We start from the raw sequence: 18,605 nt of genomic DNA, 5'->3' as shown, positions 1-18,605 counted from the left end.
TTGTCGCAAACTCCCAGAATCTGGCGAGAGTTAGATGAATGGATACGACACCGACTACGAGCAATCCAGCTCAAGCAATGGCGGCGTAGTTCAACGATCTATCGAGAGCTACGCAGGTTGGGTGCAAGTGAGGCTACTGCTCGCAAAGTGGCGGGAAGCTCTCGCTGCTGGTGGCGCAATAGCGCTCTTGAACTCAACCGAGTGCTCGATATAGCGTGGTTCGACAGAACGGGTTTACCGCGTCTCTCCTGACCTCAATCTCTCGAACCGCCCGGTGCGGACCCGCATGCCGGGTGGTGTGGCAGGGGAACGGCCTATGAAGGCCGTCCCCTATGCCGATTGTCTGCCCTATAACTTTCAATTTAACGCCTGATCGTAGTTGGCCAGGTGTTACTGTTTGTCAGCGTTTAATAGTTATTGCCATTTATAAGAAGTTTCTCTTTCTATGTAAGGGAAATAGATTAACAGATCATTCCTTCTATTTTGAGAGATTTTTCCTACATAGGGGGGCTTAAACTTTCTATAAGGTTCCGGTGCTTGCAGGCCGTGCACTGAGCGATCCGGCGGGCCTTGCAAGATGACGGTAAAACGTCTTTCAATCTCGATGGATAGTCTGGAACTTATATGAAAAACAACTTCAACAAGAATGGCGTATTAACGGGGTGCGCATCGTCGTTAGTTCTGTTGTCGGCCATGCTGACATCCCAGGGTGTATTCGCCCACGGATACCTCGAAGTGCCGCCTTCGCGGGCATTTTTATGCCAGAAAGGTGAAAACAAAAACTGCGGTGGTGCGCAATACGAACCTCATAGTACCGGTGAAACGTTCAAGGGCTTCCCGAACGGAGCAGGCGGCGCCCCGCTGCAAGGCCCGATCGACGGCCAGATTGCCAGCGGCAGTAACCCGCTGTTTTCCGCCCTGGATGCGCAGTCGTCCACTCGCTGGCAACTGACTGAAATCCGCGATCGCAACATTGCGTTCCAATGGCGATACATCGCCCCACATCTGGCGACCAAACACGAATATTTCATTACCCGTGAGGGGTGGAACCCAAACAAGCCGCTCGAGCGCGCATCGTTCGACAGTGCACCGTTTTGTACGGTAGACGGCGGTAATCAAGTGCCGGTAAGTGGTGCCGAGCACAATTGTGTGATTCCCGACAGCAAGTCGGGTCATCACGTCATCCTGGCGGTCTGGACGGTCGGGGACTCCGCCAACGCATTCTACAATCCGGCGGATGTGAACATCCTCGCCGAAGCCGCCTTGCCGGGCGGCTGGTCGCCGGTGGGCAGCATCGCACCGTCGGCTCCACTGCTGGCGGGGGACAAGGTCAAGGCCCGGGCATTCTCCGCCACCGGTGAAAATGCCGAATACAGCGTAGAGATCAGCATCGACAACGCCGACGAAGGCAAGCCCGAGAACTGGTCGTTCAAACTGGCCGAGGCCATCAACAAGGCCCATCCTTTGATTCGTGCCGGTATCCGTGACGACGAGGGCAATATCACGCCGATCAAGGGTACCAACAAGCTGTATGCCCAGGACGAAAGCGGCGTCAAGCGCTATGAAGTGCAACTGGACATGAAGGAAGACCCTGGCGCCAGCATGGAGGTCGCTTCCCTGCAGCCGGAATATGTACTGGACAAAGGCCGGGTCAGCATGGCGTTCGCAGCACAGACCAACCGCAGGATGAACCTGCAGGCCACGCTGTTCGATGAAAACAACAAGCAGGTCGGTACGGTGAGCCAGACTGTGGCTGAAGGCAATACCGGCCTGAGCATTGATGTACGCAGTGCGCCGGGTGCCCACACCTTGACGCTGGTGGGTACCACCGAAGACGGACGCAGCACTCGCCAGGATACCCGGAGCGTCACCCTGACCGGTGACGGCGTGGGCATCGAGTACGACTTCGAGTTTCCTAAAGGTCTCAGCGACTACACCGCCGGCACCAAGGTGCTGCAACCCAAGACTGACGAAGTATTCGAGTGCAAGCCGTTCCCAGCGTCCGGCTACTGCAAGCAATACTCCCCGACCGCCAACGGCTTCGAGCCGGGTATCGGTGCCTCCTGGCAAAGCGCCTGGGACAAGCTGTAAGTCCTGATAGGCACGGCTTCGGGCGATCCGCAGGGATTGCCTGGAGCCTTCGAAGGAGGGCGCGTGATGCATTCCAATTATTCCCGGCCACGTGTGCTGCTGCACTGGCTGTCGGCGGTCATTATCCTGTGGACCTTGGTGTCCGGGTTTTATGTGGCTTACAACCCGGTGTCGGCTGCGACCGAACACTGGATCGGGTCATTCAATGTGTCGCTGACGACGTTGTTCATTCCGCTGTTCGTATGGCGAGCCTGCCTGTTTGTCTGCGCGTTGGAGTCCCATGGAACAGCGCCTGCGCCAATCAAGAAGCTGGCCTTTGCGGTACACGCCGTGATCTACCTGGTCATTGCTGTCGTCCTGGTGACCGGCGTCCTGATGATGAAAAGCGCGATCAGTGTCTTCGGACTCGTTCACTTCCCCCAGCCGCTGAGCGATCCGGCGCTGATCGAACGGGCCAGCACGATCCATACCTCGGCTTGCGTGGTGCTTTCCGTGCTCGTGGCGCTGCATCTTTGCGCAGTGGCCTGGCATGAGTGCTCCGGACGCAGGGTGGTGCGGCGAATGACCTTCGCCAAGCCCTCGGGCGCGATGATCCGGCGGGCGCAAAAGTGAGTGTTTCTTTCAAGGTTGGCAGTCGTTTGCCCACGACAATCCTGATGCTCGTACCGCTGTTGTATGGAGTGTTGCTGGCCGGGCACGAGTGGCGTTATCGCCAGGCAGTGGCCCGTGATGTGCCAGTGGTTGGCGGCTCGCCGACCGCTCCGGCGCCTGTCCTGCCCAACGCACAAGCCGTCGCGACGGTATTCGGCCTGACGCCCGAAGGTGCCCATGCCCCCAGCGCTGAAGCGATCACGTTGCAAGCCAGTTTTGTCGCTGGCCAAGGTTTGTCGCGGGCCTTGCTGGCGGACGCCGCCGGCCCGCGCATTTACCAAGTGGGCGAGCGTTTGCCGGGTGGCAGCGTGCTGCGCCGGGTCGAGACCAGCCATGTGACGTTGTGGCGCAACGGACGTGAAGAGCGCTTGGCCCTGCAACCCGCAGCCAAGCCCCTGCTGCGCCGGCTGAGCCTCGAAGACGGGGGCCATGCCGCGCCGCATTCCTCGCAATACCTACGCCCGGTGGCCGGGCAATCAGAGTGATCGAATTCATGAACAGCTTTATCCGGGAGCGTGTTTCGCGCGTCCTGTTCTGCTTCGCCGCGTCTTGCCTGCTGACGCCCGGCGGTTTGTTGCAGGCCGAAGAGGCCCAGTGGCAACTGGCGATGAACAACGCGGAACTGCGCGATGTGGTCGAAGAGTTTTCCGCGATCCTGGGCAAGACCGTGGTGCTCGATCCTCGGGTGTCGGGGCGTATCACGGTCATGTCCCGTGAGGCCCTGGACCGCGAAGGGGTGCGGCGGTTGTTCTATTCGGTACTCGATGCCCATAACTTCACCGTGATCGACGAAGGCGAGCGGATCCTGATCACGCCGGTCAGCGATGCCAAGACGCGTGCCGGTGTCGCCGACGAACAAAGCGCCACACCGTCGCAGTTCGTCACCCGGGTTCTCGACCTGCAATCGAGCATCGCCGCCGATGTCGCCGGGCTAATCCGCCCCTTGGTCTCGGCCAATGGTTACGTCGGTCCTTCGGTATCGTCCAACGCCCTGGTGGTCACCGACACCGCCGCCAACGTCCAGCGCATCGCCGGCGTGGTGCAACGATTGGATTCAGGACGCAACCGCAATCACGTGGTGGTGCGCTTGAAGCACGCCCAGGCCGGGGACATCGCCCCACTCGTGGAAGCCTCCGGCGGCAAGCGCGAGGGGGATACGGCGGGGGTGGTGATCGCCGATGCCCGCAGCAACCGGCTGGTGATCATCGGCGCGCCAGCGGTGCGTCAACGCCTGGTCGACCTGGCCCGGACCCTTGACGTGCCGGCAGCCGCCTCCCAGGACAACGCCCGGGTCATCCGTCTGCGTCACAGCGATGCCAAACAGTTGGCCGAGGTGCTGGAAGGTGTCGGCCAGGATAGGAAAAACACGCCGGCCCTCGCTGGCCAACGGGAAACCGCGGGTACCAGCCCCTTCAGGATCAAGGCCGATGAAAGCCAGAATGCCTTGGTCCTGATCGCCGAGCCGGCCCAGGTCCGCATCATCGAGAACATCGTCCGGGAGCTGGACCAACCCCGGGCCCAGGTGCTCATTCATGCGGCCATCGTCGAGGTGAGCGGAGATATTTCCGAAGCGCTGGGGGTGCAGTGGGGACTCAAGAGCGGTAGCGCGACAGGGAGCATCAACTTCCCGGGAACCGACATCCCGATCATCGGCCTGGACTTCAACAAGCTGGATAAAACCAAGGAAAGCGCCTTCCTGCGGCTGGGCGGCGATCGCTTCAGTGCGCTGGTCTCGGCGCTGGCGAGCAATGCCCACAGCAACCTGCTGTCCACCCCCAGCCTGCTGACCCTGGATAACCAGGAAGCGGAAATCATCGTGGGCCAGAACGTTCCGTTCAAGACGGGTTCCTACGCCACCAGCGGCAACGGCGCGGACAATCCGTTCACCACTGTGGAGCGCAAGGATGTGGGTATCAGCCTCAAGGTCAAGCCATACATCAACGAAGGCTCGACCTTGCGCCTTGAAGTCGAGCAGGAGGTGTCGGACATCGCGCCGTCGGTCTCCGGTGTGGACTCCTCGGACCTGATCACCAACAAGCGCGCCTTGAAGAGCACGATCCTGGCGGACGATGGCGAGATCATCGTGATCGGCGGCCTGATCCGCGACAGTGTCCGCAGCCAGCAAAGCGGTGTGCCACTGCTGCGCAGTATTCCCTACCTGGGCGCGTTGTTTCGCTGGAACCGCGACACCCAGACCAAAAGCAACTTGATGGTGTTCCTGCGCCCGACCATCGTGCGCAGCAGCGAGGACCTGGCCGATGTGAGCCGGCAACGCTACGACGCGCTCCGGGAGTTGAGCAAACCGGGCTCGCGGAAAAACAATTCGCTGCTGTTGCCCCGGGACGCCCGCCAGTTGTTCGAATCGTCTGCGCAGGAGCCGGCGCTTGACTTGCGTCCATCGCAGCCGGAGGACCTGTGAGCGAGCCGTTGCCCTTTGGTTTCGCCAGGCGCCTGGGCGTGCTGCTGGAAGGCGCGGGGCCGACCTTGAGCCTGGCGATGCGCAGCGACACGCCCCTGACTGCCGTGGCTGAAGTCCGGCGCCTGTGTGGGCGGGATCTACCTATCCAGGTCCTGGCGCCGGCGCAGTTCGCCGCGCGCCTGGCCAGCGTCTATCGCCAGGGCCAAAGCGCTGCCGAGCAGGTGGCCCAAGGCCTGGACGAGGAACTGGACCTGCTCAGCCTGGCCGACCAGATGCCGCAGACCACCGACCTGTTGGAGCAGCAGGGTGATGCGCCGATCATTCGCCTGATCAATGCGCTGCTCAGCGAGGCGGTCCGCGAGCACGCTTCGGATGTGCACCTGGAAACGTTCGAGCAATACCTGTCGGTGCGCATGCGCATCGACGGGCAGTTGCAGGAAATGCTGCGCCCGCGCCGGGAACTGGCGAACCTGCTGGTGTCGCGGATCAAGGTCATGGCGCGCCTGGACATTGCCGAAAAACGCGTGCCCCAGGACGGCCGGATGGCGTTGCGCCTGGCCGGGCACGAGGTCGATGTGCGGGTCTCGACCCTGCCTTCGGCCCATGGCGAGCGGGTGGTGTTGCGCTTGCTCGACAAGCAGGCCGGGCGTCTGGATCTGCAACGCCTGGGCCTGCCCGACGACACCTTGGCGAGCCTGCGCCAGTTGCTCGGCAAGCCCCACGGCATCGTGTTGGTCACCGGGCCCACGGGGTCGGGGAAGACCACCAGCCTGTATGCGGCGCTGAGTAGCCTCAACGACCAGAGCCGCAACATCCTCACGGTCGAAGACCCCATCGAATATCACTTGCCGGGCATCGGCCAGATGCCGGTCAACCCGAAAGTCGACATGACCTTCGCCCGTGGCTTGCGGGCCATTTTGCGTCAGGACCCGGACGTGGTGATGGTCGGCGAAATACGCGACCGCGAGACCGCCGAAATCGCCGTCCAGGCGTCGCTGACCGGGCACCTGGTGCTCTCGACCCTGCACACCAACACCGCCGTCGGTGCGGTCACACGGCTGGTGGACATGGGCGTGGATGCGTATCTGCTGGCGTCGTCCCTGGCCGGCATCGTCGCCCAGCGTTTGTTGCGCTGTCTGTGTCCTTCCTGCAAAGCCCCTTATGTGGCCGACGCCGCCACGTGTCGGCGCTTGGGCCTCGACGCCGATGCCGCGCCCAGGCTGTTCAAGGCCCAGGGCTGCGAACAATGCCAGAAAGGCTATCGCGGGCGCTTCGGCATCTATGAGCTGGTGCATGTCAACGCTGCGCTGTCGCAGCTGATTCACCAGGGCGCCACCGAGCAGGCGCTCGCCGCCGAGGCCCGCAAGACCTCCCGCAGCCTGTTCCAGGACGGTCGCCAGCGCGTGCTGGAAGGCCTGACCAGCGTCGACGAATTACTGCGCATTACCCAGGAGGATTAGCGCCATGCCGACCTTCGATTATCAGGCCGAAAACCCCCAGGGCCGACGCTGCAAGGGCCGCGTGGAAGCCGACAGCCCCCGGCATGCTCGACAGTTGTTGCGCGAACGCGGCTTGCTGCCCAGCGAATTGGCCGAAGCCAAGGAGCCGCGAGTCCTGGGCGGGCGCCATGCCGGGGGGCGTTTGGGGCCGGCGGATCTGGCGTTGCTGACGTTGCAGCTGTCCACCTTGATCCAGGCCGGCCTACCCCTTGAGGAATCCCTGGGAGCGGTGGCGCAACAGAGCCAGAAACGCCGCGTTGCCCACCTGCTGGCGGCGGTGCGCAGCCGGGTGATGGAAGGTCACGCGTTGGCGACGGCACTGAGGGCCTTCCCTCAAGCGTTCCCCGAACTGTTCTGCGCCACGGTCGCGGCGGGGGAACAGTCGGGTCACTTGGGGCAGGTGTTGGAACAGCTGGCGAGTTACACCCAGGCGCGTCAGGCCTCGCGCCAGCGCATTCAACTGGCGTTGGTGTACCCACTGATCCTGATGCTGGCCTGTGTCGCGATTGTCGCGTTCCTGCTGGGTTATGTGGTGCCGGATGTGGTGAAGATTTTCATCGACAGCGGTCAGCCGTTGCCCTGGCTGACCCAGGCGCTGATCGCCGTGAGCGATGGCTTGCGCCGCCATGGCCTGGTGCTGCTCGGTGCCTTGGCCGGGCTGTTCGGGTTGTGGCGCTGGAGCTTGCGCCAACCGGCGTGGCGCCTGCGCTGGCACCGCTTGTTGCTGCGGCTGCCGCTGCTGGGCGAGGTGCTGCGGGCGATGGAAGCGGCGCGATTCGCCAGCACCTTGGCGATCCTGAGCAAAAGCTCGGTACCGCTGGTGGAGGCCTTGCACATCGCCGCCCAGGTGATCGGCAACCTGATGATCCGCGCCCGCATGGCCGATGTCGCCCGTTCGGTACGTGAAGGCGGGACCCTGACCCGTGGCCTGGAGCAGGGCGGTGATATTCCGCCGCTGATGCTGCACATGATCGCCAGCGGCGAACGGGCCGGCGAACTCGACAACATGCTGGCCCGGGCCGCCGAACAACAGGAGGCCAGCCTCGCGGCGCGCATCGCGCTGGTGGTGAGCCTTTTCGAACCGGCCATGTTGGTGCTGATGGGCGGCGTCGTGCTGCTGATCGTCATGGCCATCCTCCTCCCGATCCTGAGCCTCAACCAATTGGTGAACTGACCGATGAAATTCCAAAGCAACCGACCCCCACGCCATCAACAACGCGGTTTTACCCTGATCGAAATCATGGTGGTGGTGGTCATCATTGGCGTGCTGGGCGCCATCGTCGTGCCGCAGTTCATGAGCCGACCCGACCAGGCCAAGGTCACGGCCGCCCGCACTGATATCCAGGCGATCGCCACGGCCCTGGAAATGTATCGCCTCGACAACTTCCAGTACCCCTCGACCCAACAAGGCCTGGAGGCGTTGAGCAAACGCCCGTCCGGTACCCCTGCGGCCAGGAACTGGAACCCCCAGGGTTATCTGAAAAGCTTGCCGGTCGACCCTTGGGGCACGCCCTACCAGTACCTCAACCCTGGGCACAAATCCCTCGATGGCGGCTATGACCTCTACTCCCTGGGCGCCGATGGCGTGTCGGGTGGTGAAGGGGTGGCGGCCGACATCGGCAATTGGGCCGAGTGAACATGCCGCGTCGTTGCCGGGGCTTCACCTTGTTGGAGCTGATGGTCGTCATCGTCTTGATCGGCGTCCTGGCGGGCATGGTCCGCTTCGCCACCGGGCCGGGCCCGGCGCGTGAAGCCCGCCAGCAAGCCCGGGACTTCATTGCGCTGGTGCAGCAGTTGCGCGAGCGGGCGGTGCTGGACGGGCAGGAATATGGTGTGCACGTGCAGCCCGGCGGTTATCAGGCGTTGCGACTCGACGTCCAGGGTTGGACGACCGTGTCGGTGCCGCATCGATTGCCCGAGGGCTTGACGCTCGGGTTGGAGCTGGACGGTCATGTCCTGTCGCTCGATGCCGTTCAAGGCTCACCCCAGTTGCTGATGCTCAGCAGTGACGAGATCAGTCCGTTCAGGCTGTTCATCAACGTCGCTGGACAGGCGGTTGCCCGGGTATCGAGCGATGGCCTGGGGGAGCCGCTGATCGATGAGTAATGCGCGCAGGCAGGCCGCCGGTTGCCAGGGTTTCACGCTGTTGGAAGTCATGATCGCCCTGGCGATTTTCGCGACGCTGGCGGCGGCCGTACTTTCGGCCAGCCAGTTCGTGCTCAAGCAAAGCGCCGGGCTTGAGGAGCGTCTGTTCGGCGCCTGGCTGGCGGACAATCAACTGAGCGAACTGCGCCTGGAAATGGTCACGTCGCCCGGACAACAGCGACTGAATCGGCACTTGGATCGCCGCGATTGGGTCTTGCAGCAGCGCATCGCCCCGGCCCGCGATGGGCGCCTGTTGCAGGTCGAGATCCAGGTCAGCCGCGATGACAGTGCGGCCGTCGCACACCGCACCACCGGTTGGATCCGCAGCCATCATGAATAAGCAAGCGGGTTTCACCTTGTTGGAGCTGGTCATCGCCATCGCCATTTTTGCCTTGCTCGGCCTGGCCAGTTGGCGGTTGTTCGATGGGGTCGTGCGGACCCAGCAGGGAGTCGGTCAACATGAGCGCGACATCAGGGCCTTGCAGCGTGCTGTCGGCGTGATCGAACGGGATGTGTGGCAGGCGGTTGCCGACTCGGTCGTGCTCGCGCCCGGGCATTTGCAGTTGCAGCGCAGCCATTGGCGCAACCCACTGGACCAGCCTCGCAGCGAACGGCAAACAGTGAACTATCAGCTCAAGGGCGGCGCGTTATGGCGTGAGAGTGTCGGTGAAGGCATGACGCTTGTGCAGCGACAGATATTGCTCGACGACGTCCGCAGCCTGAGCTGGCGCGTGTTCGACCGGCAACGGGGCTGGCGCGCTGAAACCGTGAATGGTACCGCGCCGCTGGCGTTGGAGTTGATCGTGTCTGCGGGGCGTTTCGAACAGATCCGCCGGGTGCTGCTGTTGCCGGAAGCGTTGCCATGAAGCGCCAACGCGGCGTGGCGCTGATCAGCGTGCTGCTGGTGTTGAGCCTGGCATTGCTGCTGGTCGGTGGGCTGTTGCGCAGCCATCGCCTGCTGTTGCACAGCAGCGCGCAGCAACTGCAACAGGTCCAGTTGCGGCAATTGGGATTGGCTGGGGAAGACTGGGCGCGGGTGGTGTTGGAAGGCAGTGGGATAACGCCATCCGGGCCCGTTGACCTGAGCCAGGATTGGGCCCGGCTCGGGCCTGTCATGGAAATGGACGGTGCCGAGCTGCACATCGGTATCGAGGATTTGTCCGGGCGCCTGAATCTCAATGGGCTGCTGGCCCTGGGGCAAATCGATCAGGTCACCCTCGGTCGCTGGACCCGCTTGCTGGCCTTGCTGGATCTGCCGCCGCTGTCGTTGCCCCAGGTCGGACCGATACAGGAGTTGAGTCAACTGCGCCTGCTGCCGGGCATCGACGGCCCGACGCTACGGCGCCTGGAGCCCTGGGTGGCGTTGCTGCCAAAGGACGCGCGGATGAACATCAATACCGCCCCGCAGCGCGTGCTGATGACCCTCGATGGCATGGAGGCGGGTGCCGCCCAGGCGTTGGTCAACCAGCGGCTCCAGGCGCCATACACCAGCGTGCAGGCGTTTACCAACGACCCGTTGCTATCCGGCGCGGGCCTCAACAGCCATGGGTTGGGGGTGGGCAGTCGCTGGTTTCGAATCACCGTGAGCGTGATCCATGCCGACAGCCGTCTGCGCCTGGCCTCGGATATCGAGCGTGATGCTGTCAGCGGGCGCTGGACGGTTCGCCAGCGACGTTTCTTACCCTTCAGTCCCAGTGAGCTTCCTTGATGAAAACCTGGCTTTACCTGACCGCCGAGGGCCTGTCCGCGCCTTGTGCCAACTGGCCGTGCTGCGTGTGGTCGCCCAGCGGCGAGCGTCGTCGCCTGCCGTTGCACGAGGCGGCCGGCGAGTTGAGCGGCCGGCCCGTCGATGTGCTGTTGCCGATGGAAATGTGCAGTTGGTTGCGCAGCGATCCGTGGCCCTCTCGACGCCAGCCCCGGCCCCAGGCGCTGGCATTCGCCATCGAAGAACAACTGAGTGAAAACCTGGAGGCGCTGCACATCAGCGTCGGCCCGCGGGACCGTCAGCACCGCTATCCGCTGATGGTGACGGAACGCGCCCGGTTCCAGGCGCTTCTGGCGCTGCTCGTCGAGCAAGGCATCGATACGCGGGCGGTGCATGTCGACGCCGACCTGCTTGCCGATGAGCAGGCATTGGGCGTGCGTTGGTTCGGGCGTTGGTTGTTGGGCGCAGGGCTGCCAGCGCGGCTGGCGTTGTCGGCGCGAGCCCTGGCGGCGCTCAAGCCCGGCTTGCCCGAGGACATTCACTGGCTGGACGAAGAGCGCGATTGCCCGGGCATCGATGAATGGCTGCTGAGTGCGGATGGACGCCCCATCGACCTGTTGCAAGGTGAGTTCCGTCGACGTCGTCGACCGCTGCCATGGCGTGGCGTTTCGGCGGTGGCACTGGGCATGTTGGTGCTCACCTGGGCCTTCGGCGACGCCCGCGTACGTTTTCTTGAGCGCGAAACCCGGCTTTTGTATGCCCACAGTGAGCAGCGGTTCAGGTCACTGTACCCCGGGCAGGAGCGGATCGTCGACCTGGCGGCGCAGTTCCAGGCATTGCAGAGTCGGCGCGGGCAAAGCCACGACACTCAGGTCGCGCGCCTGACCCGTCTGACCGAGCAGGTCATTGGCGCCAGCAACGTCGAGGTGCAGCGCATCGATTTTCGTGAAGGCGAAGGCTGGAAGATCCAGTTGACGGCGAACAGTTTCGTCGAGCTTGAACAACTGCGTGAACGCGGGCAGCAAAACGGCTTGCCCGTCACCCTGGGCAGCGCGAGCAAACAGAGCAATCGGGTGCAGGCCATCCTCACACTGGAGAACAGTTGATGAACGTCGATCGATGGCGGGTCTTGAAACAGACGTGGGGAAGCCTGTCGCGCCGAGAACAAGGGCTGTTGCTGGGGCTTGCCGGGGTGTTGTCGGTGGCGCTGGCCTACACCGCGATTTGGCAACCGACCTGGCAACGACGGGAAGTTGCCGAACGCCAGTACCAGCAACAGGCCGAACTGAACGCCCGGATCCAGCGTGCCGAACCCACCCGGGATATGACTGTCGCCACGCGGCCCTTGTCGGTGCGCGTCAATGAAAGTGCGACAGCGGCGGGGTTGGACATGGCGCAAATGGAGGTCGACGGCGACTCGGTGCGACTCGCCGTCAGTGGTGAGGCGAGTGCGTTGCTGCATTGGTTGGATCAACAGGAGCGAGAGGGATCGGTGCTGCGGTCGCTGACGTTGGAAGTGGAGAATGGTGTGTTGGGCGCGCGAGTGGTTTTGCGCCAATGACTCGGCTGCGCCCTGTAGGAGCTGCCGAAGGCTGCGATCTTTTGATTTTGATCCTTTCGCTCCGGACTCAATTGCCTGGGACGAGATCGCAGCCTCGTTGCGCTCGACAGCGCCTACATATTCCCCGGCAACAACGGCAATTTCGCCAGCTTCACCGCCACCCACAACGCAATCACCAGCAAGCCACCGATGAACAGGCCGATCCCGTTCCAGCCGCCCAGGTGCCAGGCCACGCCGCCGGCCGTGCCCGCCACGCTGGATCCGGCGTAGTAGCTGAACAGATAAAGCGACGAAGCCTGGCCCTTGGCCCTGAGGGCGCGGCGGCCGATCCAACTGCTGGCAACCGAATGGGCGCCGAAGAAACCGAAGGTGAACACCAACATGCCCGGGACCACCAGCCACAGCGGGGTGGCTATGGTCAGCACGAGGCCGGCCAGCATCAGCGCGATGGTCGCCCAGAGCATTTTGCGGCGACCGAGTCTGTCCGCCAGTGCGCCGACTTTGGCCGAGCTGTAGATGCCCGACAGGTACACCACCGACAGCAACCCGACAAAGGCCTGGTCCAGATGATAAGGCTCGGCCAGCAGGCGGTAGCCGATGTAGTTGAACAGCGTCACGAACGCGCCCATCAGCACGAAGGCTTCGAGAAACAGCAGTGGCAACCCGGCGTCGCGAAAGTGCAGGGTGAAACCGTCCAGCAGACTGCGCGGGTGCAGCGAACGGGGACGGAAGTTGCGTGACTCGGGAAGAATCCGCCAGAACACCGCCGCCGCGATCAACGCCAGGCCGCCAATCACCAGCATCGCGGTGTGCCAACTGACGAAGTCGATCAAGACCCCGGTGATCAGGCGCCCGCACATGCCGCCGATGGCGTTGCCAGCGATATACAACCCCATCGCCAGGCCGATGTGCTTGGGATGAATTTCTTCGCTCAGATACGTCATCGCAACCGCCGCCAACCCGCTCAACGACAGCCCGACCAAGGCGCGCAGCAGCAGGACGCCTTGCCAGGTCGGCATCATGGCGCTGGCGATCGTGCACACCGACGCGGCGAACAGCGCCGTCACCATCACCGATTTGCGGCCGATGCGGTCGGAAATCGGGCCGGTGATCAACAGGCCGATGGCGAGCAGGCCGGTCGCCACCGACAGGATCAGGCTGCTCTGCGCTGCGTTGATGGAAAACTCCCTGGACAGCAGCGGCATCATCGGTTGCACGCAATACAGCAGGGCAAAGGTCGCAAAGCCACCGCAGAACAGTGCCAGCACGGTGCGCATGAACATCGGCGTGCCTTTCTCGATGTAGAGGTCCTGGAGTTCGGCGACGACATCGTCCTGCGCACGCGGCGGAATTTCATGGGCCAATGGAGCGACAGCAGTTTTCACGGTGGACCTCGCAAGGACACGATCAGGCAGGCAATGAAAAAAGCATATAGCTGGCTAATATTTCTATCCAATATATTATTCGACCTGTTTAAGACGTTTGACGACCTATTGGATGGCCCATGGAACTGCGTCACTTGCGTTACTTCATCGCCGTTGCCGAAGAGCTGCATTTCGGCCGCGCCGCGCTGGCCCTGGGCATCTCCCAGCCGCCGTTGAGCCAGCAGATCCAGGCACTGGAACAGGAGATTGGCGCACGGTTGTTCGAGCGCACCAATCGTCGAGTCGAATTGAGCGAGGCCGGGCGGCTGTTCCTTGAAGAAGCGCGACGGGTGTTGGCCCAGGTCGACAAGGCCGCCGACGTGGCCCGCCGTGCCCAACTGGGGGAGCTGGGTGAGCTGAAAATCGGTTTCACTTCGTCGGCGCCGTTCAACTCCACCATTCCCCAGGCGATCTTCTCGTTCCGTCAGCGCTTCCCGGCGGTGCACCTGAACCTGCGGGAAATGAGCAGCACCCAAGTGGCCGACGCATTGCTGGATGAGGCGATCGAGGTCGGCATCATGCGGCCCTTGCCGCTGCCCGACGCCCTGAGGGAAATCGAACTCAGCCGCGAACCCCTGGTGGCCGTGCTCAGCGCCAAGCATCCCCTGGCCCAGGGCGATGAAAAGGGCCTGTTCCTCTCGGCGTTGGCTCAGGAACCGTTCGTGTTTTTCCCGCGCAGCTACGGCAGTGGCCTCTACGCGCAACTGCTGAGCCTGGCCCGCGACGCCGGCTTCAGCCCGCACTTCGCCCAGGAAGCCGGCGAAGCCATGACCATCATCGGCCTGGTCGCGGCAGGGCTGGGCGTATCGGTATTGCCGGCGTCCTACCAACGCATGCGTATCGATGGGGTGGTCTATCGACCGCTGCTCGATCCGGCGGCGGTCTCGGCCGTGTGGCTGGTTCAGCGCAAGGACCAGCGTTCGCCGATGGCGAAGGCGTTTGTGGATTTATTGACGCAAGGCACTGGCTGTTGATCCCCAACCACTCGACCTCGATTCGATCGACCTATCCTTCCCAGACCGTCGCGGGCTTATTGCCGTGGTAATCATAAAAGCCCTGGAGTATCCAGGTGTCGCCCTTGCGTTCGAACGCGGCGCGCCATGCGCCTTTGCCACCGCCGGGGGACAGTTGGGCCATGGTGTACCAGTAGTACCGATAGATTCGCTTGGTGGTTATCCTGCCGGCGCGGATATCTGCCAGGATTTCCCCGACCTTGGCTTCAGCCTCCTTGGAAAAGCTGGCGTATGACATCTGTGTTTCGGCCAATGGGCTGGTGCGGGTCTGGAATTTATCCGGCACAAGTTCCGGGGCGGGTAAAACCATGGGGGCGGTGGGTGGGGGTGTCCCTGTCACTTTGTTGGACTTGGCCTGTGTAACGATTTCGATGTCGAAGGGTTCATAGTTTGCGAGCGAACTGGTGAAGTTTGTAATGTCTTCGCCGGTGAGCAGCATGGTATTTCGCTGTGCCTTGCCTTTGTTGACAATGAGATAAGGCACTCGATTGTTCCTTATTTCCGTCAACAGGCCAGGCTTGTGCATGCGCTGCTTCTCTTCCCGAAGCGCAGCGATCATCTCGTTGTAGTAATCCTCCGAAACCATGTAGTTTCCTCGGGCGGCCTGCTCTTGCGGGCCATCCCCCGGATATAACGCCTGGGCCTTGGCATTCAATTTGGCTTCCACGGCGTGCAACATGGCCCGGGTGTCTTTGGATATCTTGTCCATGGCCACTCTTTTTCGGCCTTTATGAGGCGTGAAGGTCATGAAGACTGCGCCGGTCAGGTTGTCGGTGATGATGGTGGTGTGCACCTGGATTCGATCTTCGGTAAAGAACACGTTTTTGTGCGAAATGATCGTGTCATATATTTTTATTTTTTGTGTTTCGCTCAGTTCGACGTCAGGCGCGTTGGCTTCGATGTCTTTATAGCTAAGGGTCACGATTCGCCAAGTGTTCATCTTGTCCAGCAGATCGTCGTGGGCGGCCTGATGCCGGGACAGATTGCCCCGGCCCTGGGTCAGGTCCCTTATTTTCGAGAGATAGGCGTTGAGGTCGAGGGCGCCTATGTCGGCCATGCTTTCGTCCAGTAGGCGTTCGAGCAGCGCGTCGGGCATGGTGTGGAAAATCTCCTTTGCCGTGTTGACGGCTTCGAGGGTGGGGTAGCGATTGTTGACCAGCACCCCTTCCACCAATGCATTGAAATTGCGTTCTCGCGGCGTCTGCGGGGCTCGTCTGAACAGGCTCTGGAGCGCGCCGCCTCCGCGTAGGCGCTGACGTTCTTCAACCCGCCAACGATCATTTTCCCAAATGACGGTCCGTTGGTTGGAGCGGTTGTTGGGTGCGTAGATGATTTGCTCGCCTGCCTGGACCGCGGTCTTGTAATAGCCGTTCCCCAGCATCAGGTAGCCTTGCCCGCTTGCATCCCGGTACCGGTGACGACCCTCGTGGATCAACCCGTGGCCGTCGAACCCTTTGAGCAGGTACGGCTCCAGCTCCGGGTCCGTCATGGGGGGGAGCGCCGATAGCGCCGGGCGTGCTTGTCTGCGACGGCGCCCGGCGCGGGCCATGATCAAGTCCTGCCCCGCCTCGGCGATGACTTCTCCCAGCCCGCCGATAAAATCAAGGGTCCACTGCTGCAGGCTGCCGTTCTCATCGTCTATCGCCGACACCGCGGCACCGCCGGCCATGGTCGGCAGGATCGCCCGTCCCAGCAGGCCGCCCAGCCGGCCTGCCGGGAACATCGACATCGCCCCCGTCAGCAACATGACGGCGCTGCGGCGTCCCTCTTGGGCGTAGGTGCTGTCGCGCTCGGCATGGGTCACCGTCAACATGTCCACCGTCTTGATCCCATGGGCGATTTGCGTCTCATGCAGCGCTTTGAACACATCCCCCTCGACGATGGGCGAAGCGATGGTCTTCGCGAAATCATCCTGTGCCCTGTCCTTGGCCCACGCGAAGACAGACTGTGTGACTTTCTTGATTTTTTCCTCGGGCGTCAGGTTCTCCGAGGTCGGTACCATGCTGGCAAGTTGCTTGGCCTGTTCGAGCAGCGGCAGGTGCGAAATGAGCCAACGGATCATCTGCGACGTGGCTGTGAGTGTTTGCACCAAGGTTGTTTCCAACGCCCGCGCGCTTGGCGCATCCACGTCCCTGAATGTCTTGCCGTCGGGGGCGCCTGGTGTGTAAAGCGTCAACGAGGGGCGGCTCGCCGTCGCCCTCACCCCAAACGCCAGCACTTCCCTCAGCACGTTGTCGCCCCATTGCAGTTGGCGGACCACCACCTCGTGCCCGTTGACCTTGTCGCGCACCGCTGCGGTCGGGCCGTCCAGTGCGGCCAGTACCAGTTTCAAGCCGGTATTGTCCCGGTCGTGCCGCAAGTCTCCCGAAATATGCGCGGCCCACACTTGGGCGCGCATCTGTTGCGCTTTGAGGGCCATCCACTGCGCCTGTCGTTCCCGGGCCACGCGTTGCAGCTCGACCGGAAGCCGGGCGCCGATGTTCGCCCTTTCAATGACGTCCACAATTTGCGCGAAGCTCAGCGGCCCTTCCACGGTCGGGTGAGGGGCCTGGCGTTCGTCCTGGGTCAGGTTGGACATCGCCCACTGCGTCAGGGAGCGACGGTCATCGACGACTCCCCTCACGCTGCCTTGCGAGATCCCGGAGCCGAACGGCGAGCTACCCGTTGGTGCGTGGGGATCGACCACGGTTCTTCTGATGCTCAGGGACACGTCCTCAGGGTCGACCGGCGGGTATTTCGCCTTGATGACATCGGCGAGCAACTGACGGGTCCGGTCCCGAAGAGCGTCCATGGTGGCCAGCGTCACCGGGTCCGGCGGCGGGGGCTGATCCGTCAGGGCGTTGTGCAGGGCCCGCGTCGCCGCCCACCATGCCAGGCGATCGCTGGCGGTAACGTGCGGGTTGCCGTGCAGCCAGTCATTGAGTCTCTTGAGGTTTAGCCGCAGTTCGCGCTCCTCCATGGCGTTCGCCAGGTCCAGCTTGTGGCCGATGTCCGCCGCCGCATCGACCCTGTTCATCCAGGCGGTGATTTCTTCCGATGCCGCGGGACCGTCCAGCACGGCATCGCGCACGGCGGTTTTCTGCCCTGTCCGCAGTTCCGTGACCAGGCGAGCGAGGAAGTGCTCGGTGACAGGCGCGATGTCGACTTCATCCCCAGCGTTGCCGTCTTGCGCCAGGCCGGCCTTGAGCGCCACGAGGGTGTCGTACAGTTGCAACGGCTGGCCCGGGCGGTACAGCACGGCATTTCCCGAATCGCTGGTGTTGTCATACCGCGACAAGGCCACGGCGCCCGACACCGGTACGCTGAAGCTCCACCGGCGGGGTGTGATCCCCAGGCTGAACACCCCGGGTCTGACCCGGTCCGCCAACTGTGCACGAGACGCTGCGTCCGGCGCCGACAACGCATAGTCGGTCAGCGTCTGGTGCATTTGCGGGCTCAATGTCGTGTCCAGCCGATGCAGGTCGGCCTGGGCTTTTAGTTGCCTGGCGAGTTCGTCCGTCAGCCAGTCGCCGACGTTGCGGTCCTGGCTGAAGTCGGCCGGCTTGTTCCAGAACTCATCCAATGCACGGGTGAGCAGTCGTTCATAAAGCGCCGGCGTGGCGCTGATCAGCCGCTTGATTTCAGTTTTCACCGCGCGCTCGTTCAGGGCGACGGGCGCCGCGGCGGTGCCGTCCCGATGGGTGACAATCTCGATGTCGTCCAGGTCGCGGAAGAACGCCCGCGGATCGATCCTGCCAGCGACGACTTGCAGCAAAAGGGTTTCGAGCAAGCGGATGTCCGTCACCGTCTTACCGGTTGCCGGCTCATCGCCTGTGCGCTGCACAGGCGCGATCGTCTCTTCTCGCAGCGTGCGCACGGACAGTTCGTGTACCGTCATGCTGCCCGCCAAGGCCGGGAAGGTTCTCCTGAACCAATAATCCAGGTGTTGCCTCATCACATTGGAAGGCCGTGGGATGGCGTCGTTCAGGCGGATCATCTGTTGCTGCGACGCCTTGAGCTGGCTGATCAGCGGGGCATCCGGCAGCGCGGCGCTGTCGGCGAACGGCAAGTCATGGGACGTTGTAAGGGAGGTGTGTTCCACTGCTTTTCTTCCTGGA

General features: G+C 62.8%; 17 protein-coding genes. 15 read left to right on the top strand and 2 right to left on the bottom strand.

All coding sequences use genetic code 11. The features are described from left to right. From BM317_RS31220 to gspM, 14 genes are all read left to right on the top strand, one after another. On the top strand, nucleotides 1-252 hold a 252-nt coding region (locus tag BM317_RS31220; RefSeq protein ID WP_305883214.1), incomplete at its 5' end, for a group II intron maturase-specific domain-containing protein. Between the two features lie 372 nt (nucleotides 253-624). After that, complete coding sequence (gene gbpA, locus BM317_RS20200) at nucleotides 625-2,091, top strand: N-acetylglucosamine-binding protein GbpA (RefSeq protein WP_092173687.1); 1,467 nt, start codon at nucleotides 625-627, stop codon at nucleotides 2,089-2,091. 66 nt (nucleotides 2,092-2,157) lie between these two features. Continuing rightward, entirely contained in the window at nucleotides 2,158-2,703 is a 546-nt protein-coding gene (locus tag BM317_RS20195; RefSeq protein ID WP_092173682.1) for a cytochrome b, read from the top strand. After that, nucleotides 2,700-3,227, top strand: coding sequence for a type II secretion system protein N (locus BM317_RS20190; RefSeq protein WP_092475919.1), 528 nt, complete (start codon nucleotides 2,700-2,702; stop codon nucleotides 3,225-3,227). The genes BM317_RS20195 and BM317_RS20190 overlap by 4 nt, the downstream gene beginning before the upstream one ends. An 8-nt stretch (nucleotides 3,228-3,235) precedes the next feature. Continuing rightward, nucleotides 3,236-5,161 (top strand): type II secretion system secretin GspD, encoded by a 1,926-nt coding sequence (gspD, locus tag BM317_RS20185; RefSeq protein ID WP_170866268.1) that lies wholly within the window; start codon nucleotides 3,236-3,238, stop codon nucleotides 5,159-5,161. Continuing rightward, complete coding sequence (gene gspE, locus BM317_RS20180; RefSeq protein ID WP_092475913.1) at nucleotides 5,158-6,621, top strand: type II secretion system ATPase GspE; 1,464 nt, start codon at nucleotides 5,158-5,160, stop codon at nucleotides 6,619-6,621. Before gspD ends, gspE begins: the two co-directional genes overlap by 4 nt. 4 nt (nucleotides 6,622-6,625) lie before the next feature. Beyond that, nucleotides 6,626-7,834, top strand: a complete 1,209-nt coding sequence (gene gspF, locus BM317_RS20175; protein ID WP_092173666.1) for a type II secretion system inner membrane protein GspF — start codon at nucleotides 6,626-6,628, stop codon at nucleotides 7,832-7,834. 3 nt (nucleotides 7,835-7,837) lie between these two features. Further along, a complete protein-coding gene (gspG, locus tag BM317_RS20170) occupies nucleotides 7,838-8,296 on the top strand; it encodes a type II secretion system major pseudopilin GspG (protein WP_092475910.1) in 459 nt (152 codons plus the stop codon). A 2-nt stretch (nucleotides 8,297-8,298) separates the two neighbouring features. Then, nucleotides 8,299-8,766: a type II secretion system minor pseudopilin GspH gene (gene gspH / locus BM317_RS20165; protein WP_092475907.1), complete on the top strand. Its 468-nt coding sequence runs from the start codon at nucleotides 8,299-8,301 to the stop codon at nucleotides 8,764-8,766. After that, the gene (gene gspI, locus BM317_RS20160; protein WP_092475904.1) at nucleotides 8,759-9,145 is read left to right on the top strand and encodes a type II secretion system minor pseudopilin GspI; all 387 of its coding nucleotides are present in this window, start codon (nucleotides 8,759-8,761) and stop codon (nucleotides 9,143-9,145) included. The genes gspH and gspI overlap by 8 nt, the downstream gene beginning before the upstream one ends. After that, on the top strand, nucleotides 9,138-9,671 hold the full coding sequence (locus BM317_RS20155) for a type II secretion system protein GspJ (protein WP_092475902.1): 534 nt from the start codon (nucleotides 9,138-9,140) through the stop codon (nucleotides 9,669-9,671). The genes gspI and BM317_RS20155 overlap by 8 nt, the downstream gene beginning before the upstream one ends. Further along, nucleotides 9,668-10,513, top strand: coding sequence for a type II secretion system protein GspK (locus BM317_RS20150; protein ID WP_092475898.1), 846 nt, complete (start codon nucleotides 9,668-9,670; stop codon nucleotides 10,511-10,513). Before BM317_RS20155 ends, BM317_RS20150 begins: the two co-directional genes overlap by 4 nt. Next, a complete protein-coding gene (gene gspL / locus BM317_RS20145) occupies nucleotides 10,513-11,616 on the top strand; it encodes a type II secretion system protein GspL (protein WP_092475895.1) in 1,104 nt (367 codons plus the stop codon). Before BM317_RS20150 ends, gspL begins: the two co-directional genes overlap by 1 nt. Further along, nucleotides 11,616-12,071: a type II secretion system protein GspM gene (gene gspM / locus BM317_RS20140; protein WP_092475892.1), complete on the top strand. Its 456-nt coding sequence runs from the start codon at nucleotides 11,616-11,618 to the stop codon at nucleotides 12,069-12,071. Before gspL ends, gspM begins: the two co-directional genes overlap by 1 nt. A 113-nt stretch (nucleotides 12,072-12,184) precedes the next feature. On the opposite strand, the gene BM317_RS20135 is transcribed toward gspM, so the two are convergent. Continuing rightward, nucleotides 12,185-13,456 (bottom strand): MFS transporter, encoded by a 1,272-nt coding sequence (locus tag BM317_RS20135; protein ID WP_092475889.1) that lies wholly within the window; start codon nucleotides 13,454-13,456, stop codon nucleotides 12,185-12,187. Between the two features lie 119 nt (nucleotides 13,457-13,575). Here BM317_RS20135 and BM317_RS20130 point away from each other — a divergent pair, with 119 nt between their 5' ends. Continuing rightward, entirely contained in the window at nucleotides 13,576-14,469 is an 894-nt protein-coding gene (locus BM317_RS20130) for a LysR family transcriptional regulator (protein WP_092173630.1), read from the top strand. A 31-nt stretch (nucleotides 14,470-14,500) separates the two neighbouring features. Here BM317_RS20130 and BM317_RS20125 read toward each other — a convergent pair whose 3' ends face one another. Further along, on the bottom strand, nucleotides 14,501-18,589 hold the full coding sequence (locus tag BM317_RS20125; protein ID WP_092475886.1) for a dermonecrotic toxin domain-containing protein: 4,089 nt from the start codon (nucleotides 18,587-18,589) through the stop codon (nucleotides 14,501-14,503). Nucleotides 18,590-18,605 lie beyond the last annotated feature (16 nt).

Source organism: Pseudomonas sp. NFACC24-1 (assembly GCF_900115235.1).
Taxonomy (GTDB): Bacteria; Pseudomonadota; Gammaproteobacteria; order Pseudomonadales; family Pseudomonadaceae; genus Aquipseudomonas; species Aquipseudomonas fluorescens_AA.
This window is presented reverse-complemented; position numbering and strand designations above follow the sequence as displayed.